Consider the following 23145-nt stretch of genomic DNA (forward strand, 5'->3'; position numbering starts at 1 on the left):
CATGTACGACACCACCGTTCTGTCCATGCCGCCCGACTACGAAGGCGACGTCGTAGCGACGCTGATCTCCCGCCGAGCCGGTTCCCGCAGGGCGGTGCTCTACCTTCACGGGTTCACCGACTACTTCTTCCAGGACCACCTCGCTGACCACTACCTCGGCCGCGGCATCGACTTCTACGCCCTCGACCTGCGCAAGTACGGCAGGTCGCTGCTGCCGCACCAGACCAGGGGCCTGGTCAGGAGCGTCACGGAGTACTTCCCGGAGATCGACGAGGCCGTACGCGTCATCAGGCGCGACCACGACGAGCTGACGATCAACGCGCACTCGACCGGCGGCCTGGTCGCGCCGCTGTGGGCCGACCGCGTCCGCGGCCGGGGCCTGGTGCAGGGGCTCGTGCTCAACAGCCCGTTCTTCGACCTGAACGTGCCTGCTCCGCTCCGCCTGGCCGCCGACCTGCTCAAGACGCCGCTGTCGTACTCCAGCCGGGCGCTGCCGCTGGGCGTCAGCTTCGCGTACGGCCAGAGCCTGCACCGCACCGAACAGGGCGAATGGGACTACGACCTGGAGCTCAAGCCGCTCGGCGGCTTCTCCGTGCACGCCACCTGGCTGGCCGCCATCCGCCGGGCACAGCGGCGACTGCACGCCGGGCTGGCCGTGGACGTGCCGGTCCTCGTGCTCGCCTCGACCACGGGCCTGCGGGTACGCGACTTCGTGCCCGAAGCCCGCTCGGCCGACACCGTACTCGATCCCCGGCACATCGCCCGCTGGGCCACCTGCGTGGGCCCGCACGTCACCTGCGTACGCATCCCCGACGGCATGCACGACCTGGTGCTGTCGGCCGAGCCGGTGCGCAAGCAGGTGTTCGCCGAGATCGACCGGTGGCTGAACGCCTTCGTCTACCAGACCGGAGGCTGAGCGCGTTCCTTCACCAGGGGAACGCGAACAACCCGTAGTAGGCCGCCGCCACCAGCAGCAGCCCCGTGCCGCCGAGCACGCCCGCGATCGCCACGTGCTGCCAGCGGCTCGGCCGCATGCCCTCCCGCAGCCCCGCCACGACCGCCGCCACCGCCGTGACCTCCTGCACCAGCATCAGTACGGCCAGCACCCGCACCACCAGCCAACCGGCCAGCACGGCCGGCCAGGCCCCGGCCTGGTTCACCGAGAACAGCACCAGCACCGTGATGAACGCCAGCACCGAGACCAGCAGCCCCAGCCCCGTCCACGCCATCCGGCGCAGCCTGCGCCTGATCGGCGGCCAGAGCCTGGCGTTCGTGTCGGCCGGGGTCTGCCGGCGGCCGCGCAGGCGTACCACCATCGCGGCCACGGGGCCGGCCACGTAGCCGACGGCGGCCAGGCAGATCGTCAGCCCCAGCATCGTGCCGCCCGCGTACCACGGGGCGGCGGGGACGTCGCTGGCCTCGAAGCGCTGCACCGGCGTCGTGCCCGCCACGTGCAGCTGGGGCCGCGCCGTGCCGGGCAGGCCGATGATCCAGTTCGCCAGCGTCTCCAGGTAGCCGTGCGCGAACGGGCCGCCGTTGATCCGCATGGCGTGGTCGGCCTTGTCCATGAAGCGGATCGTGTACTGGTCGTTGCCCGCCGACTTGAGCGCGGTGATCAGGGACTGGGACGACTCCACGAACGGGATGGACGGGTCCATCGTCCCGTAGAACGCCAGCACCGGCTGCCTGATCTGCCGGAGCGCGGGCATCGCGTCGTAGCGGAGGAAGTTGAAGCCCACCCCGCCCATCGCCCTGGTGAGCAGGTCGCGTACGCCGATCGGCGCGCGCAGGCGCTGCAACTGCTCGTTCAGCGCCCAGGCCACCTGCCTGAGCGGCGACACGTTCGGCGAGGACACCAGCACCGCGAACCCCACGTCGCGGCTCTTGGCCGCCGCGATGGGCACCACCCAGCCGCCCTCGCTGACCCCCCACAGCCCGGTGCGGTCGGGGTCCACGTCGGGGCGCGTGCGCATGTACTCGACCATGCGCAGCGCGTCGTCCGCGAGCAGCCCGAAGTCCCGGTCGCGGAAGTTGTAGCCGACCGTCCGCTTGTCGAAGGCCAGCGTCACCACGCCCGCCTTGGCCAGGAACTCCGCCTGCGGCGTGAACTCCGTCCGCGAGCCGTTGCCCGACCCCGACACGAACACCATCGCCGGATGCCGTCCCGGCGTCATGGGGGCGCGGACCGTTCCGAACAATGTCTGGCCCTCAGCCGGGAGCGAGATCTCCTCGCGGTGCACGGGAGTCACCGCGACCACGGGCCGCAGCTCGTTCGCGGGCTGGGGCGGGAGTGCCTGCATCGCGTGATCGGCCTGGAGTGGCGGAGGGTTGAACGCGGGTGGCAGAACGTAGCCGACCGCGGCCAGGGCCACCAGCACCAAACCTGCGGCGACGCTCACGGTGCCACGGCCAGTGCGCATCGGCCTCCCCATGTGGGTTGAATTGCCCGCTGATCTTTCAGCCTACTCCTGAGACGTGTGACGCAGGGGACCGCATTTGTCGGTGAGACCTGTTAGCTTCCTGCGAATGCGGATCCTGCACACCTCCGACTGGCACCTGGGGCGTTCGTTCCATCGCGAGAGCCTGCTCGAAGGCCAGGCCGCGTTCATCGACCACCTGATCGAGACGGTGCGTGCCGAGCGGGTCGACGTGGTGGTGGTGTCCGGCGACGTCTACGACCGCGCCCTGCCACCGGTCGACGCGGTCGCGCTCTGCGGCGACGCGCTGCGCCGCCTGATGGGCACCGGCGCCCGCACCGTGCTGATCAGCGGCAACCACGACTCGGCGCGCCGGCTCGGGTTCGGCGCCGACCTGATCGACGCCGCCGGGGTCCACCTGCGCACCGACCCGTCCCGCGCCTGGGAGCCGGTTCTGGTGGACGACGTCGCCTTCTACGGCATCCCCTACCTGGAGCCCGAGCTGGTACGCGGCCCCTGGGAGCTGCCCGACCGCAGCCACACCGCCGCGCTGTCCCACGCCATGGCGCACATCCGCGCCGACGCCCCGCGACACCGCCACTCGGTGGTCCTGGCCCACGCCTTCGTCACCGGGGGAGAGGCCAGCGACAGCGAGCGCGACATCAGCGTGGGCGGGGTGGCGCACGTGCCGCTGTCGGCCTTCGAGGGGGTCGACTACGTCGCGCTCGGCCACCTGCACGGCCGCCAGCGGATGTCGGAGACGGTCCGCTACTCCGGCTCCCCCCTGGCCTACTCCTTCTCGGAGGTCAACCAGAAGAAGGGGTCGTGGCTGGTCACACTCGGCTCTTCGGAGGTCGACTTCGTACCCGCCCCGGTGCCCCGGCCGATCGGCCGCCTACGCGGTCCGCTGGAGGACCTGCTGACCTCCTCCGCATATGACGACGTGGAAGACCATTGGCTGCAGGTCGTACTGACCGACCCGATCCGCCCCAAATCAGCCATGGACCGGCTGCGCGCCCGCTTCCCCCACACGCTGGCGCTGTCCTTCGAGCCTTCCGGCGGCGCTCCCGTCGCCCAGCCCGCCCGCCTCAGCGGCCGGCCGGAGGCGGAGGTGGCGCTCGACTTCATTCGGGAAGTACGCGGCGAGCCTGCCGGACCTGACGAGGAAGACCTGCTAAGACAGGCGATCGAGGCGTCCAGGGTGAAGGAGACGATGGCGTAGATGCGGCCGCACCGGCTCACGCTCACGGCTTTCGGGTCCTTCCCCGGTTCGGAGACGGTCGACTTCGACGCTCTGGCGGAGGCGGGCCTGTTCCTCGTCCACGGGCCGACGGGCGCGGGCAAGACCACGATCCTCGACGCCCTCTGTTTCGCCCTTTACGGCCAGGTCCCGGGCCAGCGCAACAGCGCCCGCGCGCTGCGCTGCGACCACGCCCCGCCCTCGGTCGGGCCTTCGGTCTCGCTCGAGGTGTCGCTGCGGGGCCGGTTACTGCGCATCCAGCGTTCTCCGGTGTGGCAGCGGCCCAAGTTGCGCGGGTCCGGGTTCACCGAGGAGAAGGCCAAGGTCATCGTCGAGGAACGGGTCGGCTCCGCCTGGCACGGCCTGACGACCCGCTCCGACGAGGCCGGTGACCTCGTGGGCGGGCTGCTCGGCATGAACGCCCACCAGTTCTGCCAGGTCGCGATGCTGCCACAGGGGGATTTCGCCAGGTTCCTGCGCGCCGATGGGGATGACCGGCGGCGGCTGCTGGAGCGGCTGTTCACCGTGAAGGTGTTCACCCAGACGGAGGCCTGGCTGGCCGAGCACCGCAAGGCGGCTTGGCGGGACCAGCAGGAGCTGCGGCAGCAGGTGGACTTCGCGATCAAACGTCTGGAGGAGGCGGCAGGCGACCTCACTCCCGCCGCCCTCGGGCCCGCCACTGCTACAGCCGCCCGGGATTCGGACACCGACCCGCTGGGGTGGGCCGGAGCGCTGCTCGCCGCCGCCCGCGCCGTCGTCGTCCGGACCGCCGAGCAACACGCGGCGGCCGGGCGGGCCCTGCGCTCGGCACGTTCCCGCTTCGAGCAGGCGACGTCGCTGGCCGACCGCCAGCGCCGCCACGCCGAGGCCCTGACGTTGCGCCGCACCCTCGACGAGCGAGCCGAGGAACGCGCCGAACTCCAGGCCATCCTCGACGACGCCGCCCGCGCCGACCGCGTGCTTCCGCTCATCCGCGCCGCCCGCCAGCGCGCCGAAGCCGCGGCCAAGGCCCACTCCCTGGCCACGGACGCCGTCGCCCGCGCCTACCCCCTCCTGAAAGCCACCCCCACCGGACTTCCCACTCCCACCGACGCGCCTGCGGCCTACCCCGCTGACTGGCCGCTTATCGAGCCCTCCCACCACTTGTCCGACTTCTCCGACGACGGTGGCGGGTCCCGGCACGGCGGTGCGGCGGCTCGGGTGGGGAGTCTGGTCGGCTGGGTCGAGCCCGAGCGGCTGCACACCATGGAGCGAGCCCGCCAGGCGGAGATCGCCCGCCTGTCCGAGCTGCTCACCGAGGAAGCCAGGCTGCTCGTCGTCCGCCGAGACCTTCAGCGCGTCGAGCAGGAGCTGACCGGGCTGGCCGCCGAGGACGAGACCGCCGCCACCCGGCTCGCCGCCCTGCCCGCGCTCGTCGAGGAGGCCGAACGCAAGCTGGCGCGGGCCCGCCTGGACGCCGCCAGGATCCCGGCGGCCGAGGCCGTACGGACCGCGGCGGCCGAACTGATCGCCGTCGACCGGGAGCTGGCCGGCCTGACCGTGGAGCTAGACCGGCTCACCCAGCGCGAGGCCGAGGTGGCCGCCGCCGACGCGGAGCTGCCCGTACGGCTGGCTGAGGTCAATGCCCGCCTTGCGGAGGTACGGGCCGAGACGGCCGCCATCCCCGCCGCCGTCGCGACACTCGACGCGGCCAGGGCCGTACGAGATGCCGCCCACCGGGCCGAGACGCTGGCCGCCGAGCTGGAGTCCGCCACCGCCGACCACCAATCGCTTGTGGACCGAGCGCAGGGCCTGCGCGAGCACTGGCTGGACGTACGGCAGGCACGCATCGACGGCATGGCCGCCGAGCTGGCACGCGACCTGTCCGACGGCAGCCCGTGTGCCGTGTGCGGCTCCGACCACCACCCCCACCCGGCCTCGCCCGCCCCCAGCGCCCCGTCCGCCGACGACGAACTGGCGGCGGAGCAAGCCCACGAGGCGGCCCTCTCCGAACGCGAGGCGGCCGAACGCACACTCGCCTCCCTGGAGTCCCGCCACGCCGACGCCGTGTCGGCGGCGGGCGGCCTCGACACCGGCACCGCGGAGACCACGGCGCTTCAGGCCCAGGAGGAGCTGACCCGCCTGGAGACAATCGCCGAACGCGAGCCTGCACTGGCCGCCGAGCTGGACCGCATCGAGACGGAACGCGACCGCGTCCGGGACCAGGCCCGCGAGCTCGGCGAACTCCTCACGGCCCACCGCACCCACCACACCCACTACCAGGCCGAACGCGCCCGCCTCGTCACCCGCCTCCTTCAAAGCGGCCTCCTCGAAACCCACGTCCCTGACACCGGGCACCTCGATACCCTGTTTCCTGACTCCGACATCCGCCGCCATACACGGTCCGCTCAGTCCGTCCAGACCGATCCCGAGGCGCACGTCAGGGCTGAGGACGGGGACGACGAGCGGCCGCTCGCTCTGGCTGATCGGGGCGCGGCCCCCGACGGAGCGGCTCCAGTAGATGACCATGGAGCGACGATCGGTCCCGAGTCGGCGCCCTCCGTTCTGGCTGTGGCCGAGGAGGCAGTGATGCGGCTTCGGGAGTCGGCCGGGCGGGAGGCCGGGCTGGCGCGGGAGGCCGCCGCGCTCAGTCAGGAGCGGGTGGCGCTGGAAGAGCGGGCTCGCCGGGTCACCGCCCGCCTGGCCGCCTGCCGTACCAGGCAAGAGGAGCTCAGTGGTGACGCGGGGCGGCTCACCGCGCGGCTCGACAGCGCGCGCGGCGACGACCCCACGCTCACCGCCCGCCTGTCCAGGCTGAACGACGAGGCCGAACTACTACGGGAGGCCCTGGAAGCCACGCAGGCTGCCGTCGCCACCGAGGCTGAGCGGGCCAGTGCGGTGGAGGCGGCCGTACGGGCGGCTCTGGAGGCGGGGTTCGGCGACGTGGCCGACGTGGAGGCCGCCGCCAGGAGCGAGTACGAGCGGGACGGCAAGGCCGAGCTGCTGCGGCGGCTCGACGCGCAGCACGCGGCCGTGACCAGTACGCTGGCCGATCCCGAGCTGGTGGCCGCCGCGCGGCAGGACGTACCCGATCTGGCCGCAGCCGAGGCGGCGCGCGACGAGGCCGAACAGGCCCACACAGCGCTGGCGTCGGCCAGGGACCGGGCCGAGCAGCGGGAGCAGCGGGTGGCCGAGCTGGGCGCGGAGCTGGCCGCATGCATAGAGCGGTGGCAGCCCGCCGCCGACCGGCACCGGCTGGCCGAGCGGCTGGCGGCACTGGCCAGTGGTACGTCGAGCGACAATCAGTGGAACATGAGCCTGTCGTCGTTCGTGCTCGGTGAACGGCTCCGGCAGGTGGTCGACGCTGCCAACGAGCGCCTCGACCACATGTCGGGAGGGCGCTACCTGCTGCGGCACGACCTGCGGAAGACGGCCGGAGCCAGAGGACGTTCGGGTGGCGGGCTGGGGTTGCGCGTGGCCGACGGGTGGACGGGCGTCGACCGCGACCCGGCCACGCTGTCGGGTGGGGAGAGCTTCATCACCTCGCTGGCCCTCGCGCTCGGCCTGGCCGACGTGGTGACCGCCGAAGCGGGTGGCGCCGAGATCGGCACGCTGTTCGTGGACGAGGGCTTCGGCACGCTCGACGAGGACACGCTCGACGGCGTGCTCGACATCCTCGACGGACTGCGCGACGGAGGACGGGCGGTCGGCATCATCAGCCACGTCGCCGAGCTGCGTTCGAGGATCCCGGCCCAGCTCAGGGTCTCCAAGTCGCGCACCGGATCCACGCTGTCGGCGGTCGGGGTGAGCTGACGGCCGGCCCAGGCCTGCGTTCGCTGTCTCAGAAGGTCCTGTCTCAGCGGGGAATCGGCAGCACGCGGTCGGGCCGGTCCTGCTGGTACGCCTGGCCATCCGGGTATATACGCCACGAGTCGCCCGACACCCGCAGCATCGGGCTCCGCCACGCCTCGGTCGGGCGGGGAAGCACGATGTGCCGGACACGCCGCAACGCGTCCCAGATCAGCAGCCCGCGAATCTCACCGAGCAAATTGATCTTGGCCGGATCGTAGAGCGGATGATCCCAAAGGCCGCCGATCTCGGTACAGACGAAGCGAGCGTCCAGCCATTCGGCGAACTGCTCGCACAACGGACCAAAGCCCTGGTCACACGGCACCGGCACCGGCTCGCCGTCGACCCAGAGCAGCGTACCGAACCAGTCCGGCCCCCCGATCAACATGGCTTGATGCCGAAGATCGGCGGAGAAGAAGACACGGATTGTGCTCTTCCCCGTCTCGTCGAGGTAGTTGAACGCGCACCGCTCGTCCTCGAACTCGGAGCCCAGCTCCCGGTAGTCGGCAGGCGTCACGCCCGCGGGCGGAGCCGGGTATTCCTGCGCCCATCCGCGCCGGCCGCGCGCCGCGATGCGCCCGACTTCGGTCATCCAGCCCCACATCGACAGGGCGAGCGCCGGGTCCTCTCCGTCGCCCAGGACCCTCATGGTGAAGCGATGCTCCAGCCAATGCGCCAACGACGCACTCCTGACGCCGCCGTCGAGACCGACCGGCGCCGGCGCCCGGCGGCCGTCGATCCACACGAACGTCCCGCGCCTGCCTCGGCGCGCTTCGAGCAGCACGGCGTGGTGTCGTGCGTCATAGGAGAAGTAGACGCGTACCGTGACGCCCGCACGGGAGCGCCTCAGGCAGTTGCCGTACGGCCGGAAGCCCGCGCCCAGGCAGTCCTCGACGGTCAAGCCGGTCGGCGGGGCCGCAGGCTCATCCGCAGCACGCGTCGCGCCGCGCTCGACCCCGCCCACAGCACCGCGCTCGACCACGCCTGCAGCACCGTGCCCGACCTCGCCCGCAGCACCGTGCCCATGACGCGTCGCGACGCGCCCGGCGTCGTCCATCCATCGCCTCAGCGCCTCAGGACTCATCAGCGCCCGCCGCCGCAGTCACCCTTCACATCCTGGATCACCTATCCAAGTCACACCGGCATCTGACGATATTTCGGCTTATGCCGCCACTTCTTATGCAAAAGTCCCTCGGTGGTACGTGGGGCACCGTCCTGTTGCCGCTCCGCCCTGACGACTCCATCGACATGGGCCGGACCGGCTGGGGGTGGTGGGCTTGGGCGGCGTGTACGCCCACGGCACGGCGGGGGAACTCCACGCCATGTCCGATGAGGGAAGACCGTGGCGTAGTCGGGCTGCGCCAGATCCAGCGCGCCGCTTTCGACCTGCGCGGCAGGAGGGAGAGGTACGCAGGCGCTTCGGCCGTTATGCGTCGACTCGTGCACGAATTGGCGGCGCGGCGGCGGAACCCGTCAAAGAAGACGCGCGCCGCCGCGCGCCCGCTCAGGACTCAGGTGCTACTCAGCACCCGTCCCGGCGTATCCAGCCAGATCGACTGGCCCTCCGGCGCGACGGTGAGGCCGTAGCGGCGCCAGTGCGGCTCGCCCCAGCTCACCCACCGCGCGTACGCCTGGACGACCTCATCCCACACAGGCCGGTCGCCCACCTGCTGAACCCCGTGATCCACACTCCCGGGCCGCCACGTGGCCACCGCCCACGAGCGGACGTCGTCCGGATCGTAGACCCACGTGCGCACGTATTCGCCGTCCTCATCGGCACTCTCGGTGGTGTGCGACCGCAGACCCGTCAGCGCGCCGATGGCCAGATCCGCGCCCGCGCCCAGCCGGTCGAGCGCTCGCGGGTCGAGCGCCGTCCGGTAATGCCGACGCCCTTTGCCCGGCGGCGGGTCCTCGCCCAGCCTCAGACGCTGCGACCGCATCATCATGTAGCCGGCATACCCGACCACCCGCCCGACGGCGGTCCCGTTGTCCCGCACCTCCAGGCGTAGCGCGTGGCTGGTGCCGTACCCGGGATGCCACGGCAGCACGATCACGCCGCCGGGGCGGGTCTGCTTCACCCAGGCGTACGGAATCGTACGGATGCCGCAGGTGACGTGCACCCGGTCGTACGGCTCCCCATCCGGGCAGCCGAGCGCGCCGTCGCCGATGAGCAGCCGCGGATGGGTCCCGGACGCGGCGAGGTTCTTCGCCGCCCGCTCGGCCACCCGTGGGTCCACCTCGATGGAGGTCACCTCCCCCTGATCTCCGACGAGATGGGACAGCAGCGCGGCGGTGTATCCCGTGCCGGTGCCGACTTCGAGAACTCGGTGACCCGGCTCCGGCCGCAAGTGGTTGAGCAGGTCGGCGACCGTGGACGGTGCGGAGGCCGACGAGGTGGAGTCGCCCCGCAGTTCGCTCAGTTCGGTGGCGCCGTCGTCGAGTTGCGTGACGATGATGCTGCGCGAGTAGACGGTGTCCCACCAGGTGCCGGGATCGGCTTCCCGGTCTATCAGGTACGGCTCCCCCTCTTCGACGACCAGACCGACCGGGGGGATGAACAGGTGGCGCGGCACAGCGCGCACCGCGTCCTTGATGGGCTCGCCGATGTCGCCGCCTCTTCAGGGTCGAGGGCTGCGATGAGCCGGTCGAGGCGTTCGGGGGTCGCGGTCACTTCTTGCCCTTGGCGTGGTCGCCCTGGGGTTCCTGGTGGTGGTCGTTGGTGCTGCCGGTGCCGCCCTCCTTACCGGTGACCTCCTTATCCTTGGGGCTGTTGGGGTCTTCGTGCTTTCCGCCCATGCTGTCTTCCCTTTCGTGGGGGTGCGTGGGGTCCTGCCTGCGGGCTGATGATGGGAAGCTATGAAGACGGGTTGACCAGGCTCAATGCCATTGCCGCTCATTGCGCGCGTCCATCTTGGGGGGAGGACAGCGCTGATTCACTTTGGCAACTTCTGGCAATCGTGTTGAGGCGGGGGCGCGGCAGGACGCAAGCTACGGCACGCGGGTACTCGATCTCCTAGGAAGGGGACTTCCATGACGCTCCGGTTCCTTGGCAAGGATCCCGACAGTCCAAGCGGCGGGTCGCCCACTCTGTGGCAAGATCAGAACACCGGCGACCTCATCGTGCAGGGCTACACCCTCACAGACCTCGTAGCCGTTGGGGAGGTCGGAGACATCCCCCCGGGGGAGGCCGTCATCCGGATCCCCCTGCGAATGCTCCAATTCCTGCCGAAGGCCGAGCAGTGACCCCAGCCGAACGTGTCGACGAAGCCCTCCGGCAATGCCGCCGCTCCGCACTTCACCTGGAGATGCGCGACGGCTACATGCTCGACGACCCCGATTACCACGCCTGGCAAGCCGGTCACCGACTCGATCCAGAGGATCGATCATCGTGGTGGCGGCCTTGGCTGCAGAAAATCGCCGACGTCATCGCCCGTGGTGTCGAGGTACGACGAGCGCGCATCGTGTCCGAGCCAATCAGCAACTACATCCGCTACGAGTACGACGTCACCTTCCCCAATGTCCGGGCCGGTGAGGAGGTCCGGTGGCTGCCACGCCGAAAAACCTCTGACCTGGCCCTCCCCGGCAATGACTTCTGGCTGTTCGACGGGGAGGTGCTGCTGATCAACCACTTCACTGGCGAGGGGGATTGGCTGGACGTCGAGCATGTCACCGACATTGACGTGATCAAATTCAGTGCCGAGGCGTTCGAGACCGTGTGGCGACGCGCCATACCGCACGACCAGTACCGGCCTGCCTGATCAAGTCGACCATGTCCCTCTCGTCCTCCAGCGCCCAGCACGCAGCGACTGTGTTAGCGGCCAAGCTCCGCAAGCTCCGGACCGACGCCGGAATGAGCGGCCGAGACCTCGCGGAACTGGCCGGTTGGCACCCCTCCAAGGTCAGCCGGATTGAGAACGCCCGCCGAACCCCCTCAACCGCCGACATCCGCGTGTGGTGCGGGCGCTGCGACGTGCCCGATCAGGCAGGAGACCTGATTGCCTCTCTGGAGGCCATCGAGGGCATGTTCGTGGAGTGGAGGGAGATGGAACGCACGGGCCTGAAAGCCGCGCAGGAGTCCGTCATCCCCACCTGGGAACGGACCCGGCACTTCCGTATCTACTCCTCCCAGCTCATCCCTGGCCCGCTGCAAACCGCTGCCTACATTGCGGTGTTACTGACATCCCTCATGCATCGCCGAGGGCTGCCTGACGACATTGAGGAGGCCGTCCAGGTCCGCGTGAACAAGCAGAACGTCGTCCACGACGGTGGCCGGCGTATCGCGGTCATCCTGGAAGAGAGCGTGCTCCGCCAGCCCATAGGCGGCGTCGACGTCATGGCCGCGCAGCTCGGCCATCTCCTGAGCGTGAGCATCTTGCCGTCGATCTCCCTGGGAATCATCCCTCTGGGAGCCGACCGGTCCACGATCTGGCCGACAGAGGGCTTCTTCATGTTCGACGAGGCCGAGGTGACCGTCGAACTCGTCTCCGGCCATCTGACGATCACGCAGCCCCACGAGCTTGTGATGTACGCCGACGTGTTCACGAAGCTGGCAAGGCTTGCGGTGTACGGCAAAGCGGCCCGCAGCATCATCACGTCTGCGGTGGCTGCCCTCGACGAGTAGTCCCCATGAGCCGTCGCGTCTACCCAGGCCGCACCGGTGTCTGATGATATTTCGGCGTATGACGACACTTCTTACGCGAAAGACGCTCGGTGGTACGTGGGGCACCGTCCTGCTGCCGCTCCGCCCCGACGACTCCATCGACTTCGCCCGGCTGGCCGACGAGCTGGACCGGCTGGCCGTGGCGGGCCTGGACGGCGTGTACGCCCACGGCACGGCGGGGGAGTTCCACGCCATAACCGATGAGGAATACCAGCAGGTCAACGAGCTGCTCGCGGAGCGTTGCGCCGGTCTGCCGTACCAGATAGGCGCCAGTCATATGAGCGCAACCACCTGCCTGCGACGAGTGAAGCTCGCCTGTGCGCTCCACCCCGGCGCCATCCAGGTGATCCTGCCGGACTGGGCGCCGCCGTCCTTGGCCGAGGTGGTGGCCTTCCTTGAGCGGGTCGCCGAGGTTGCCGACCCCGTGCCGCTGGTTCTGTACAACCCGCCGCACGCCAAGACCCGTCTCACGCCCGCCGACTTCGGCATGCTGGCCGCACGGGTTCCCGCGCTGGTCGGGGTGAAGGTCGCGGGGGGCGATGCGGGCTGGTATCGCGAGATGCGAACCGAGGCGGCCGATCTGCCGGTGTTCGTGGCGGGGCACACCCTTGCCACCGGTATGGAGCTGGGCGCGGCTGGGTCGTACTCCAACATCGCGGCGTTCAGTCCGGCCGGCGCCATGGCGTGGCAGCACCTCATGCGCGCCGACCAGGCGGCGGCGCGCGATGTGGAGCGCCGGATCGGGCTGTTCTTCGCCGAGCACGTCCAACCGCTGGCGTCCGGTGGGTACGCCAATCCGGCGCTCGACAAGTTCCTCGCCCATGTCGGTGGCTGGGCGGAGATCGGTACCCGGGTCCGCTGGCCGTACCGGTCGGTGGAGCAGGAGCACGCTGAGCGGCTCCGCCCGATCGCCATGACGGCCCTGCCGGAGCTGTTCCCGGCGCCGTAGCAGCCGAAAGCCGGAAGGCGGGCGGAGGCCGAGCGCCGAGGTCGAAAGCCGGGAGCCGGGCGGGAGTCGAGCGCCGAGAGCCGACGCCGCCTGAGCCCGGCGCTCAGCCGGGCTCACCCGCCCTTCACAACGGTGTTCCTGACGTCTACCGGGTGTTTGATCAACTTGTAGGCGCGGGCCAGATCGGCGACCCGCTGGAGTTCTGTCAGGTCCAGATGGGCGGGATAGGAGCCGAATGCGACGCCTGCCGCCCATTTCTGGGGGACCCTGGCGAATCTATACAGAGCGTCGCGCATCTGCTGGGGGTCGGTCGCGATTAGGCGCTGCGCCTTGACCAGCGCGCGTTGGAAGGCCGCCACCGTGCGAGGGTGTTCGCGAACCCACTCGTCGGTGGCCATCATGCCTCCGGTGTACAGGTTCGCGAACTCCTGGGTCATCGGGTCAGCCACAATCCGCACGCGCTTGACCTCGCGGCCTACGTTGATGAGGGGTTCGGCCAGCAGGGCAGCGTCAACCTGCCCCTTGCCCAGCACGCGGAGCATATCGGAATCGGGCACCACGGCCAGCCGGACGTCCCCCAAGGTCAGTCCGGCCCGCTTCAGCACGGCGGTCAGCGTCAACTGCCCGAGCCCCGAGAGGCCCGAGATCGCGACCCTCTTGCGTTTGAGGTCGGTCACCGTCCTGATCTTGGACTTGGTGTCCACGGCGATCGCGAAGCTTCCTGGCGCGGCCTGGTGCAGACTGGAAACGATCTTGAACTTCTTGCCCGCCTCATTCGCCGTGAAGACCGTGGCGTAGTCGGTCTGCGCCAGATCCGCGATGCCGCTTTCGGCCAGGGACACCGCGGCCGCCACGCCGGGGATGCTCCTCCACTCCACCGTCAGCCCTTCCTCCTTGAAATAGCCCTTGTTCAGGGCCACGACAACGGGCACCGACTCCAGGGTCGTCATCATGCCGACCGTGATGGTGGACTGCTCGGGCGGGGGAGCGGCGGCGCGCGGCTCCGCGGGCAGCGCCCGTACCGCGACGGTGGCGGCGAGCACGGTGACCACGACCACCGCGGCGGCGGTGAGCGCCATGAAGTTACGCCGCCGGCGCTGGTGGATCTCGAGCGCCCTGGCGGCCAGATCGCGCTCCGGCATGTCGTCCGCGATGCGGCCGAGTTGCTCTCCGAGCCAGGTCATCGGCGTGCCTCCGCACTGTGGTCGTCCAGAACGGGCAGTCTCGGCGCCAGCTCGGGTGCCAGCGCGCGCAGGCGGGCCAGGGCGTGGTGCGCCTGGCTCTTCACGGTGCCGACGGAGCAGCCCAGCAGGTCGGCGACGTCACGTTCGGTCCGATCCTCGTAGAAGCGCAGGACGAGTACCGCGCGCTGCTTGGGCGTCAGCCGCATGAGTGCCTGACGCAGGACGATCCGCAGGACGGCGGAGTCCTCGGGCGAGTAGGCGCGGTCGGGCGGCTCCGCGCTCGGCACCTCGTCGGAGCCGCGGCGCCGCCGCCACGAGATGTACTGGTTCACCATGGTCTTGCGCGCGTACGCGTCGAGGTTGTCGATGTGGCCTAACTTCGCCCACCGCCCGATCATGCGGACCAGCACGCTCTGCACGAGGTCCTCCGCGAGGTGGACCTCTCCGGTGAGCAGATAGGCCAGGCGCATCAACGGGCGTTGGTGAGCGTCCACGAACGCCTGGAAACTGGCATCGCGATCCAACGTCTCTCCTCAAGTCGATAACCTCCAGACGCTGTGGGCGCGGCGAAAGGTTGGCACTCCTGAGGAGGGATGGAGACGTCAGGGCCGTGCGGTCACTTGCCGACGCCTTCCGTGAGGCCGCGCAGGAACTGGCGCTGGCCGATCAGGAACAGCACGATCGTCGGCAGCGCGGCCATGGTCAGCCCCGCCATCATCACCGGCCAGTCCGTGAGCAGGCGGCTCTGCATGGCCATCAGCCCGACCGGCAGCGTCTTCAGCGCGTCGTCGCTGACGAACACCAGCGCGAACGCGAACTCGTTCCACGCGAACAGCGCCTGCAGCAGCGCCGCCGACACCAGGATGGGCCGCGACATCGGCAGGATGATCCGCCAGAAGATCTGCGTGGTGGACGCGCCGTCGATGGTGGCCGCCTCGTCCACGGAGCGCGGCAGCTCGATCATGTACGCCCGGATCAGGAAAATCGTGAAAGGCACCCGAAAAGCGGTATAAAGCACGATCAATGCCCAGTACGTGTCGAAGAGCCCGATCGACGTCAGCAGGCGGAAGAGCGGGATCAGCGCCACCGTCGGCGACAGCAGCAGCCCGCCCAGCACCAGCAACGCCACCCCGTTCCCGAACGGCAGCCGCAACCGGCACATCCCGTAAGCCGCCCACGCGCTGATCAGCGTCGTGGCCACGATCGACGCCGAGGTGACGATCACGCTGTTGGTGAAGTAGCGGACGACACCCAGGTCCCAGGCCCGCGCCCAGTTGTCCCAGCGCAGCTCGCCGGGCAGCCCCCACGGCTGGTTGAAGATCTCCTGGTTGTCCTTGAACCCGCTGAGCACCATCCACAGCACCGGATAGAGCACGGCGATCCCGAACCCGGCCAGCAGGCTCCACCCCAGCAGCCGCCCCACCACCGCCCGCAGCCGTATGGGGGCCTGCGCGCGTACCACGGCCGGGCGGGTCAGGCTGGTCGAGATCACGAGTCGTACCTCCGGCGGCGGGACACGGCCAGTTGCCCGGCCGCGATGGCGAACGTGATGACGAAGATCACCGTGGCGACGGTGGCCGCGTAGCCCATGTCGTCCTCCATGAACGCCTTGCGGTACAGCCACGTGCCGAGCACCTGGCTGGAGTTGTCGGGACCGCCGGCCGTCATCACCATGACCTCGTTGAACACCAGGAAGGCGCCCGAGATCGTGAGGATGACCACCAGCGTCGTCATCTCCCTGACCATCGGCAGCGTGATGGAGAAGAACGTACGGACCGGGCCGCCGCCGTCGACCTTGGCGGCCTCGTAGTACTCGCGGGGGATGCGCTGGATGGCCACCACGAACAGCACGGCGGTGTAGCCGACCGACTGCCACTGGCTCATCGCGATGACGCTCCAGATGGCCGAGCTCTCCTCGCCCAGCCAGGCCCTGGCCAGGTGGCCGAGGCCGAGGCCGTTGAGCGCCTCGTTCAGCAGGCCGTACCGAGGGTTGTACAGGAAGGAGAACAGCACGCCCACGACCGTGATCGACATCGCGGCCGGGATGAAGTAGAGCGTGCGCAGCAGGCCGCGCGTCCGCCGCCCGACGAGCTCCTCCAGCAGCGCGGCCAGCACCAGCGACAGTCCGCCCTGGAAGATCAGCGAGACCACGGCGTAGGCGGCGTTGTTGCCCAGCGCCCGCCAGAACACCGGGTCGCCGAATGCCTCGGCGTAGTTGTCCAGGCCAACGAACCGGGGCTCGGGCGAGAAGGCGTTCCAGGAGAACAGGCTCAGCCGCAGGTTGTCGGCGATCGGGTAGTAGACGAACACCAGCAGGAGGACGACGGCGGGCAGCACCCAGGCCCAGGCCCGCCACCGCCTCAGCACGGTCACCCGACTTCCTTCTTGGCCTTGGCCGCCGCCTTCTGGACGCCGGCCATGACCTGCTCGGGGGTACGGGAGCCGGACAGCATGCCCTCGACCCCGGACAGGTACGCACTGGCGACCTCGGCGTTGGTGATCGTGTCCAGCCAGATGGCGAAGCTGCCGGCCTTGCCGATGTCCTCCAGGGCGTCGGTGAGCTGCGGGTAGGAGTTCGCGGAGGTGGCCGAGTCCTTGACCGGGCTGAGCCAGCCGATGTCTTTGGTCATCGTGGCCGCGTTCTCCTTGCTGGACAGGAACTTCAGGAAGTCCACGGCCAGGCCCGCGTTCTTGCTCTGACCGTTGACCAGGAAGCCGTCGGGGGCGCCGGTCAGCGCGTTCGTGTCGCCGGGGGCGCTCGCCGGGGCGGGCAGGCGCAGGAAGCTCCAGTCGAGCTCCGACTTGTCGAGCACGTCGAACTCGACCGACTCCAGATAGTGCATGGCCGCCTTCCCGGACAGGAACTGCGCCTGCGCGGTCTCGTGCGACAGCCCGTTGGCGTCCTTGGTGCCGCAGCGGGACACCAGCTCGCCGAACTGCTTGAGCGCCGTGACATAACCGGGATCGGTGAAGGCGCCCGTCGCCGGGGCGTAGTCGGTCTCCAGCGTCTTGGGGGACACGTCGTAGGCGTTCAGCTGGGTGATGAAGTGGATGGCCGCCCAGCCGTACTGGTTGCCGAAGGCGATCGGCTGCACGCCTCCGGACTTGAGCGTGTCGCAGGCGGTCAGCAACTCCTCGAACGTCTTGGGCACCTGGACGCCCGCCTTGGTGAAGACCGCCTTGTTGTAGGCGAGGTACTTGCCGTCGAGGTCGACCGGCATGCCGTAGTACTTGCCGTTGTACTGGAACGCCTTCAGCGCGGCCGGCGCGAACGTCGAACCCCACGGGGTGTCGGGCCCGATGACACCGGTCAGGTCGGCGGCGAGCCCGGCCCGGACGAACTTGTTGGCGAAGTCGCCGGCCCAGGAGAAGTAGATGTCCGGCAGGTCCTTCGACGCCGTGAGCACCCGGATCTTGTCCTTGTACGGCTGGTCGCCGACCTGCTCGAGCTTGATGTCGACCTTCGGATTGGCCGCCTTGTACGCCGCCACGACCTTCTCGAAGTAAGGCGCGTACTTCGGATCGGCGAACTTGGTGACCATCGTCAGCGTGCCCAACTTGTCCTTGGGCGCGGACAGGTCGGCCTTGGCGGGCGCGCCGGCCGAGCCGCCGCCGCAACCGGCGGTGACCAGCGCCGTGCCCAGCAGTAGGGCGGTCCAGCGATGCGTGTTCATGGGCTCTCCTTGGTGCTTGGCAGGGGGGCTTCGTGTCCGAAGGCGCCGTAGGAGGTGCAGGCGTGGGAGGCGTAGGCGGTGGCCGCGACGGCCAGCGCGGGCAGGTCCTCGCCGCGGGCCAGGCCGACCAGCAGGCGGGCGATGAACGCGTCACCGGCGCCGAGCGTGTCCACCACGGCGACGGGCTCGGCGGCACCCCAGGCGACCACGTCTCTGGAGTCCGCTAAGGCTTCAGCGGCGCTGTCGCCCGCGGCTTCGTCCGCTCCGGCGGCTCCCGAGACCAGGACGGCGCCGTGGGCACCGAGGGTGACCGCCACCGTGGCCGGGCCCAGCGCGCGTACCCGCCGCGCCAGCGCGAGCGCCTCGTCGCGCGAGCCGGACGGGCTGGACAGGATCGCGATCCCGGCGTGCCGGGCATGCTCCTCGACGTAGTCCCACGGGCGTTCGGAGAAGTCGAACGACAGCCGCCTGGCGTGCGCGGCCAGCTGGTCGAGCTGGCCCTCCAGGAACGAGCACTCGCCGGTGTGCACGATGTCGGCCGCCGCCAGCCGTACCAGATCCGCGGGGGAGAGGCGGAAGCGCGAGACGCCCTCGCGCCCGCCGGTGAACTTGCGCTCGCCCGCGACGAGACGGACGGTGGCGAAGGCGTTCGGCCCGTCCACCGTCCGCAGCAGTGACAGGTCCACGCCCTCGGCGGCCAGCGCGTCGCGCACCACGCGCCCGGCCTCGTCGGTGCCGACCGCGCCCAGGTAGCCTGACTCGGCGCCGGTACGGCGGGCGTGCACGGCGACGTTCACGGCGTTGCCGCCCGGATACATGACACCGAGATCGGGATAGCGGTCGACGACGTTGTCCCCGACGGCCACCAGGCGAATCAAGCGTGGCTGCACACGTTCTCCTGAGAATGGGAAGGTTCTCACTCGCTTGAGTGAGAACGTTCTCAATCGCTGAGACGCATGTCAATAGCCCTCGGTAAATCCGCTACGGTGATCGCCTCCCGTCAGTGGGAGCATGATGGTGTGGACACGATCTAGCAGCACCGGGGGTGCGGATGAGCGGCAGCGCTCGGCGGAGCATGCCGTCGATCGAGGTCGTCGCCAAGGAGGCAGGGGTCTCCACCGCGACGGCCGGGCGGGCACTCGGCGGCTACGGCTCGGTGAGCGGCAAGAGCCGCGAGGCGGTGCTGGCCGCGGCCGAACGCCTCGGCTACCGGGCCAACAGCCTGGCGCGCAGCATGATCACCGGGCTGACCCACACGCTCGGCGTGCTCGTACCCGACATTGAGAACCCGTTCTTCTCCCGCGCCCTGCGCGGCATCGCGGACGTGGCGCACGAGCGCGGCTGGGAGGTGCTGCTGGTCAACACCGACGAGGACCTGTCGCTCGAACGCAAGGCGCTCGGCGTGCTCGCCGAGCGGCGCGTCGACGGTCTGGTCGTCGCGCCCACTGACACCGCCGACCGCGACGCCTTGAAGGACGTCATCGACGCCGGGATTCCCGTCGTCCTGCTCGACCGGCGGGTTCCCGGGCTCGAGGCCGACACGGTCGGCATTGACAACCGCGCCGCCGCCAAGGACGCCACCGAACGCCTGCTCGCGCTGGGACACCGCAACATCGCCTTACTGACCGGCGGCGATGAGAAGCTGCGGCCCCGGCTGGCCCGCCCGGGGCTGCGCGGCGTTGAACGCCTGGGCGCCACCACGGTCGGCGCCCGCGCGGCCGGATACCGCGACGCCCTGGTCGAAAGCGGCATCGAGCCCCGGCCCGAGCTGGTCAGCGCCGAGGGTTTCCGCAGGGAGGACGCCGCCGCGGCCACGACCCGGCTGCTCGGACTGCCCGACCCGCCGACCGCGATCCTCGCCCTCGACAGCCTGCTCGCGCTGGGGGTGCTCCAGGCGCTGCGGCGGCTGGGGCTGCGCTGTCCCGCTGACGTGTCGCTGGTGGGCTTCGACGACGCCGACTGGGCGGAGGCGATCTCCCCGCCGCTCAGCGTGGTGGCCCAGCCGGTGTACGAGCTGGGGGCGGAGGCGGGCCGCCTGCTCCTGGACCGTGTCCAGGGCGCCGACCGCCGCCTCGTACACCGCCGCCTGCCCACCCGCTTCGTCGAGCGCGAGTCGGCCAGATCCGTTCGGCCGCCCGCCGAGACGGCCCCATAGTCAGAACTGGTTCTCGCCGCCGTCGACGTACAGGGTGGTGCCGAGCATGAAGCTGCTGTCGGCGGAGGCGAGGAAGGCCACGGCGGGATTTGCAGCTTTCCACGTCGTACGTGGTGTGGCGTGCCACACCACGTACGTGTGGTGCTCTCTCAGCCGCGTCCCGACCAGTAGGCCGCCGCGCGCTGCCATGCCGCGCCGCCCACCGCCCGGCCGAGGGCACGGCCTTGCAGGTCGCCGGCCCGGAAGTGGATGCCACCATATCTCCGCGACATCCCGGCCTCGTCGGCGGCGTCGCTGAAGGTGCGCCAGCGCAGCGTCAGGTCGTTGGCGGGGCTCACCCCCGGCTCCACCTGCGACGAACCCTTGGCGATCAGCGCCTCGCCGCCGAACGTGTCGCCGCCGGTGAAGCGCCGCAGCACCTCGGCCGCCGCCGCGCTGAACGTGCTGTGGCCCGAGACGTACTCGGCGAACGGCGGCGTCGGGAACGTCGGCACCTGATAGGGCACCCACGTCGCGCCGTCGATCACCCGGCCGCCCCAGGTCGCGATCTGCTGCCCCTGGTACAGGAAGCGGACCGCGGTGATCGGGCGTACGGAGTCGAAGACGCGCTTGACCTCCCACGAGGCGATCCCGGCGTCCTGCACCGAGTTGGCCAGCGCGAAGAACATCTTCACGTCCTGGTCCAGGCCATGATGGTCACGCGCCGACACCTGCTGGGCGAACAGGCACCAGTGGCCGGGTGGCGTCTCGCTGTTGGGCCCGTCGGCCCAGTATTCCGCGATCGCCTTCTGGCGGTCGGTCAGCGCGGCGGTGCCCGACACGATCTCGGCGGCCTGGGTACGGTAGGCGGCCGAGCCGTACGTCGCCGGCGCGGGTACCTTGTCGGCCAGGTCGCGCGCGTGACCGCTGAAGGAGGCGACCCCGCCCCAGTGCGGCGCGAGGAACGGCGGCGTGACCACCACGCCTGCCTTGTTGCGGAAGGTGAGCGGCTGCCAGCGGCTCGGGTCGTTGACCGTGGTCAGCGGATCGGCGACCACCATCGGAGCGTTGACCGGCGCATAGCCGGTGGTGTCGGCGTAGCCGCCGAGCTGGTTGGAGCCGTCGGCGTGCCGGTATTCGAGCACGGCCGTGCAGGCGGCCAGACCGGTCTGGGCCGGCTGGCTGGACTGGTCGGCCGGGTCATAGCCCAGCTCGGTCATCAACCCGTCGAACACCGCCCGCTGCGCCGGATAGAGGTCCACGGCCGCCTGGTGGGCCGCGTAGCTGATCGCCTGGGCCCGGTTGGCGTCCGTGCGTTCGGCGGCGGGCCGCCGCAGTGTGCCACCCAGACGGGTGCCGACGGCGACCGGATCGTAGGCGGCCCAGGCATCATAGGCACAGGTGTGCACGGTGGCCAGCGCCCTGGCCACCAGCGGCGGCCCCAGGGTGCCGCCGCGCACCGCCGCCAGCAGCGCCGTGTTCCACCTGACCACCACGTTGGGCTGCGCCGTCGCCGCCGGGTGGGCGGGTGTGACGGGTAAGACGAGCGCGGCGGCGGTCACCAAAGTGAGCGCTGCCGCGCGTAAGGACATCAAAACGGGCATGGCAAGTCTCCTCGCGTCGTGGGCCCCCGTGCGCCCGGGTATGGAGAGGCTTCCATGCTCGAACTCAGTTTCGATCTATCCAGCGGGTAAGAGCTGCCTTCCTGATAGGTCCCCCCGATGCGCCTCCTGGTTGCCGGGTCAGGGGGCGCACGTAGCGGCGGCCCGCCCCGTGCGGGTTCAGCGGGCGTATTCCTGGAGGCCCTCAGCCGCGTGCGGTGGGTGGGGCCGGCCCATGCTTGCCGTACAAAGAGGAGGTCTTAGGCAGGAAACAGAGAGCGGCGCTCAGGCAGAAGGTCGGTGCCGCCGGGCGGCGGAGTGCCGCCCGGCGACGCTCCTGGAACGGGTAGATCAGTAGTCCACCTGGAACATGTAGTTGCGCTTGTCGAGGTCGTGACCGCGCACCGCCTCGTAGTGGCGGGCCAGCCGGTCCATGAGCACGGCGATCGCCAGCGGGGACACCTCGCCGCGCAACGCCTTCGGGATGCCGGGCAGCGTGAGGTCCGCCGTGTCGATGTGGAAGGTCTTCTTGGTCGCGTACGTGTCGAGGAAGCGCCTGGCCCGTTCGGCCATGGCCCGCGACGGGTCCTCGCCCAGCAGGTTGATCACCGCCACGTCGTCGTTGACCACCTCGAACGCGCCCTGGAAGAACTCGCCCGAGTTGAAGCCCGCCGCGTGCTTCCACTGCATCTCCTGCAGGAAGCACATGGCCAGCCCGTACGCCCACGCGTAGCTGGGACCCGAGCCGAGCACGTACGTGATCGGCTCGTCCTTCAGCGTCTCGGCGATGACCCGCGCCCGCTCCTCACCCTCGTGCGCGGCGGACACCAGGGCGTCCGGCAGCGCGTCGAGTGCCTGGTCGAGCAGCGCCCAGTCGCGTTCCACCCCGGACCTGCGCAGCAGGGCATAGGCCGCCAGTTGCATGAACAGATCACTCTTGCCGGTGAAGGCCACGTCGGCCGCATCGGCCAGCGGGCCGCCCTCCTGGGTCACCACGACCACGGTCGCGCCGGTGCTCCTGGCGTACTGCGCGGCGGCGACGGTCTCCTTGGTCTTGCCGGTGTACGAGGCCAGGAAGACCAGGGAGCCCTCGCCCATGCGCCGGGGGCGGGCGGTGTTGAGCTCGTCGCTCTGCAGCTTGTAGACGGGCCAGGTGCCTTCGCGTTCGAGCAGGTAGTGGGCCGGGTAGGCGGCGATGAGCGAGCCGCCGGCGCCCACGAAGAACACATTGCGCAGACCCTTGTCGATGACGTCCGAGACGAGCTCCGCCAACTGGGGTCGCTGGTCGAGCGTCGCGCGGATCTTGTCGGCCAGGTCGGACTCGATCGGTTTGAGCGGCAGCAGGTCGGTCACAGAGGACTCCTTTGAGAACGTTCTCAGTCAGACGTTGATAACGTTCTCACTCGGAGCGAGAATGAGTCAAGAGGTCGCATGGCAGCCCAGCTGACAGCGTCTGCG

21 protein-coding genes are annotated in these 23145 nt (G+C 70.1%); 8 read left to right on the forward strand and 13 right to left on the reverse strand.

The genetic code is table 11. The annotated features are described in order from the left end of the window. Position 1 precedes the first annotated feature (1 nt). On the forward strand, positions 2-916 hold the full coding sequence (locus tag AB0B64_RS08470) for an alpha/beta hydrolase (RefSeq protein ID WP_357960251.1): 915 nt from the start codon (positions 2-4) through the stop codon (positions 914-916). A gap of 10 nt (positions 917-926) precedes the next feature. Here AB0B64_RS08470 and AB0B64_RS08475 read toward each other — a convergent pair whose 3' ends face one another. Next, the gene (locus AB0B64_RS08475) at positions 927-2420 is read right to left on the reverse strand and encodes a prolyl oligopeptidase family serine peptidase (protein WP_357960248.1); all 1494 of its coding nucleotides are present in this window, start codon (positions 2418-2420) and stop codon (positions 927-929) included. Between the two features lie 106 nt (positions 2421-2526). Between AB0B64_RS08475 and AB0B64_RS08480 the strand changes: the two genes are divergently transcribed. Beyond that, positions 2527-3639, forward strand: coding sequence for an exonuclease SbcCD subunit D (locus tag AB0B64_RS08480; RefSeq protein WP_358175715.1), 1113 nt, complete (start codon positions 2527-2529; stop codon positions 3637-3639). Beyond that, positions 3640-7449, forward strand: a complete 3810-nt coding sequence (locus AB0B64_RS08485; protein WP_358175718.1) for an SMC family ATPase — start codon at positions 3640-3642, stop codon at positions 7447-7449. Positions 7450-7492: 43 nt separating this feature from the next. On the opposite strand, the gene AB0B64_RS08490 is transcribed toward AB0B64_RS08485, so the two are convergent. The 3 genes from AB0B64_RS08490 to AB0B64_RS08500 form a co-directional block, all read right to left on the reverse strand. After that, positions 7493-8542, reverse strand: a complete 1050-nt coding sequence (locus tag AB0B64_RS08490) for a hypothetical protein (RefSeq protein WP_358175720.1) — start codon at positions 8540-8542, stop codon at positions 7493-7495. Positions 8543-8996: 454 nt separating this feature from the next. Then, positions 8997-10067 carry a methyltransferase domain-containing protein gene (locus tag AB0B64_RS08495; protein WP_358175723.1) on the reverse strand — a complete coding sequence of 357 codons (1071 nt, stop codon included), beginning with the start codon at positions 10065-10067 and terminating at the stop codon, positions 8997-8999. Between the two features lie 85 nt (positions 10068-10152). Beyond that, positions 10153-10281: a hypothetical protein gene (locus AB0B64_RS08500; RefSeq protein ID WP_357960234.1), complete on the reverse strand. Its 129-nt coding sequence runs from the start codon at positions 10279-10281 to the stop codon at positions 10153-10155. 234 nt (positions 10282-10515) lie between these two features. On the opposite strand from AB0B64_RS08500, the gene AB0B64_RS08505 reads away from it, so the two are divergent. Genes AB0B64_RS08505 through AB0B64_RS08520 form a run of 4 tightly spaced genes read left to right on the forward strand, consistent with a single transcriptional unit; the run spans position 10516 to position 13094 of the window. Beyond that, the gene (locus tag AB0B64_RS08505; protein WP_357960231.1) at positions 10516-10728 is read left to right on the forward strand and encodes a hypothetical protein; all 213 of its coding nucleotides are present in this window, start codon (positions 10516-10518) and stop codon (positions 10726-10728) included. Beyond that, entirely contained in the window at positions 10725-11243 is a 519-nt protein-coding gene (locus tag AB0B64_RS08510; RefSeq protein WP_357960228.1) for a DUF6879 family protein, read from the forward strand. Before AB0B64_RS08505 ends, AB0B64_RS08510 begins: the two co-directional genes overlap by 4 nt. 11 nt (positions 11244-11254) lie before the next feature. Further along, the gene (locus tag AB0B64_RS08515; RefSeq protein WP_358175726.1) at positions 11255-12106 is read left to right on the forward strand and encodes a helix-turn-helix transcriptional regulator; all 852 of its coding nucleotides are present in this window, start codon (positions 11255-11257) and stop codon (positions 12104-12106) included. A 58-nt stretch (positions 12107-12164) separates the two neighbouring features. Further along, positions 12165-13094 carry a dihydrodipicolinate synthase family protein gene (locus AB0B64_RS08520; protein ID WP_358175729.1) on the forward strand — a complete coding sequence of 310 codons (930 nt, stop codon included), beginning with the start codon at positions 12165-12167 and terminating at the stop codon, positions 13092-13094. A gap of 113 nt (positions 13095-13207) precedes the next feature. Here AB0B64_RS08520 and AB0B64_RS08525 read toward each other — a convergent pair whose 3' ends face one another. The 6 genes from AB0B64_RS08525 to AB0B64_RS08550 all read right to left on the reverse strand — a co-directional run bounded on the left by AB0B64_RS08525 (position 13208) and on the right by AB0B64_RS08550 (position 18842). Further along, the gene (locus AB0B64_RS08525) at positions 13208-14278 is read right to left on the reverse strand and encodes an ABC transporter substrate-binding protein (RefSeq protein WP_358175732.1); all 1071 of its coding nucleotides are present in this window, start codon (positions 14276-14278) and stop codon (positions 13208-13210) included. Further along, entirely contained in the window at positions 14275-14802 is a 528-nt protein-coding gene (locus tag AB0B64_RS08530) for a SigE family RNA polymerase sigma factor (RefSeq protein WP_358175735.1), read from the reverse strand. Before AB0B64_RS08530 ends, AB0B64_RS08525 begins: the two co-directional genes overlap by 4 nt. Before the next feature lie 92 nt (positions 14803-14894). Further along, positions 14895-15770 (reverse strand): carbohydrate ABC transporter permease, encoded by an 876-nt coding sequence (locus AB0B64_RS08535; protein ID WP_357960213.1) that lies wholly within the window; start codon positions 15768-15770, stop codon positions 14895-14897. Further along, the gene (locus AB0B64_RS08540; RefSeq protein ID WP_358175737.1) at positions 15767-16651 is read right to left on the reverse strand and encodes a sugar ABC transporter permease; all 885 of its coding nucleotides are present in this window, start codon (positions 16649-16651) and stop codon (positions 15767-15769) included. Before AB0B64_RS08540 ends, AB0B64_RS08535 begins: the two co-directional genes overlap by 4 nt. Then, positions 16648-17952 (reverse strand): extracellular solute-binding protein, encoded by a 1305-nt coding sequence (locus AB0B64_RS08545; protein ID WP_358175740.1) that lies wholly within the window; start codon positions 17950-17952, stop codon positions 16648-16650. The genes AB0B64_RS08540 and AB0B64_RS08545 overlap by 4 nt, the downstream gene beginning before the upstream one ends. Further along, positions 17949-18842 carry a PfkB family carbohydrate kinase gene (locus tag AB0B64_RS08550; protein WP_357960204.1) on the reverse strand — a complete coding sequence of 298 codons (894 nt, stop codon included), beginning with the start codon at positions 18840-18842 and terminating at the stop codon, positions 17949-17951. Before AB0B64_RS08550 ends, AB0B64_RS08545 begins: the two co-directional genes overlap by 4 nt. Positions 18843-19003: 161 nt before the next feature. On the opposite strand from AB0B64_RS08550, the gene AB0B64_RS08555 reads away from it, so the two are divergent. Then, positions 19004-20107, forward strand: coding sequence for a LacI family DNA-binding transcriptional regulator (locus tag AB0B64_RS08555; RefSeq protein ID WP_357960202.1), 1104 nt, complete (start codon positions 19004-19006; stop codon positions 20105-20107). Here the strand turns inward: AB0B64_RS08555 and AB0B64_RS08560 are convergent, their stop codons facing one another. The 3 genes from AB0B64_RS08560 to AB0B64_RS08570 form a co-directional block, all read right to left on the reverse strand. After that, entirely contained in the window at positions 20108-20296 is a 189-nt protein-coding gene (locus AB0B64_RS08560; protein WP_357960199.1) for a hypothetical protein, read from the reverse strand. Next, entirely contained in the window at positions 20257-21690 is a 1434-nt protein-coding gene (locus AB0B64_RS08565; protein WP_358175743.1) for a vanadium-dependent haloperoxidase, read from the reverse strand. The genes AB0B64_RS08560 and AB0B64_RS08565 overlap by 40 nt, the downstream gene beginning before the upstream one ends. Before the next feature lie 348 nt (positions 21691-22038). Further along, positions 22039-23040: an SIS domain-containing protein gene (locus AB0B64_RS08570; RefSeq protein WP_358175746.1), complete on the reverse strand. Its 1002-nt coding sequence runs from the start codon at positions 23038-23040 to the stop codon at positions 22039-22041. Positions 23041-23145: the final 105 nt, after the last annotated feature.

The sequence above is a fragment of the Nonomuraea sp. NPDC049129 genome (assembly GCF_040648495.1).
GTDB lineage: Bacteria > Actinomycetota > Actinomycetes > Streptosporangiales > Streptosporangiaceae > Nonomuraea.

Excerpts from the sequence above, each read along its gene's own strand:
- AB0B64_RS08520 (WP_358175729.1), top strand. The coding sequence starts at position 12,165 with ATGACGACACTTCTTACGCGAAAGACGCTCGGTGGTACGTGGGGCACC.
- AB0B64_RS08525 (WP_358175732.1), bottom strand. The coding sequence starts at position 14,278 with ATGACCTGGCTCGGAGAGCAACTCGGCCGCATCGCGGACGACATGCCG.
- AB0B64_RS08560 (WP_357960199.1), bottom strand. The coding sequence starts at position 20,296 with ATGGCAGCGCGCGGCGGCCTACTGGTCGGGACGCGGCTGAGAGAGCAC.
- AB0B64_RS08480 (WP_358175715.1), top strand. The coding sequence starts at position 2,527 with ATGCGGATCCTGCACACCTCCGACTGGCACCTGGGGCGTTCGTTCCAT.
- AB0B64_RS08545 (WP_358175740.1), bottom strand. The coding sequence starts at position 17,952 with ATGAACACGCATCGCTGGACCGCCCTACTGCTGGGCACGGCGCTGGTC.
- AB0B64_RS08490 (WP_358175720.1), bottom strand. The coding sequence starts at position 8,542 with ATGGACGACGCCGGGCGCGTCGCGACGCGTCATGGGCACGGTGCTGCG.
- AB0B64_RS08565 (WP_358175743.1), bottom strand. The coding sequence starts at position 21,690 with ATGCCCGTTTTGATGTCCTTACGCGCGGCAGCGCTCACTTTGGTGACC.
- AB0B64_RS08555 (WP_357960202.1), top strand. The coding sequence starts at position 19,004 with ATGAGCGGCAGCGCTCGGCGGAGCATGCCGTCGATCGAGGTCGTCGCC.
- AB0B64_RS08500 (WP_357960234.1), bottom strand. The coding sequence starts at position 10,281 with ATGGGCGGAAAGCACGAAGACCCCAACAGCCCCAAGGATAAGGAGGTC.
- AB0B64_RS08515 (WP_358175726.1), top strand. The coding sequence starts at position 11,255 with ATGTCCCTCTCGTCCTCCAGCGCCCAGCACGCAGCGACTGTGTTAGCG.
- AB0B64_RS08485 (WP_358175718.1), top strand. The coding sequence starts at position 3,640 with ATGCGGCCGCACCGGCTCACGCTCACGGCTTTCGGGTCCTTCCCCGGT.
- AB0B64_RS08505 (WP_357960231.1), top strand. The coding sequence starts at position 10,516 with ATGACGCTCCGGTTCCTTGGCAAGGATCCCGACAGTCCAAGCGGCGGG.
- AB0B64_RS08470 (WP_357960251.1), top strand. The coding sequence starts at position 2 with ATGTACGACACCACCGTTCTGTCCATGCCGCCCGACTACGAAGGCGAC.
- AB0B64_RS08475 (WP_357960248.1), bottom strand. The coding sequence starts at position 2,420 with ATGCGCACTGGCCGTGGCACCGTGAGCGTCGCCGCAGGTTTGGTGCTG.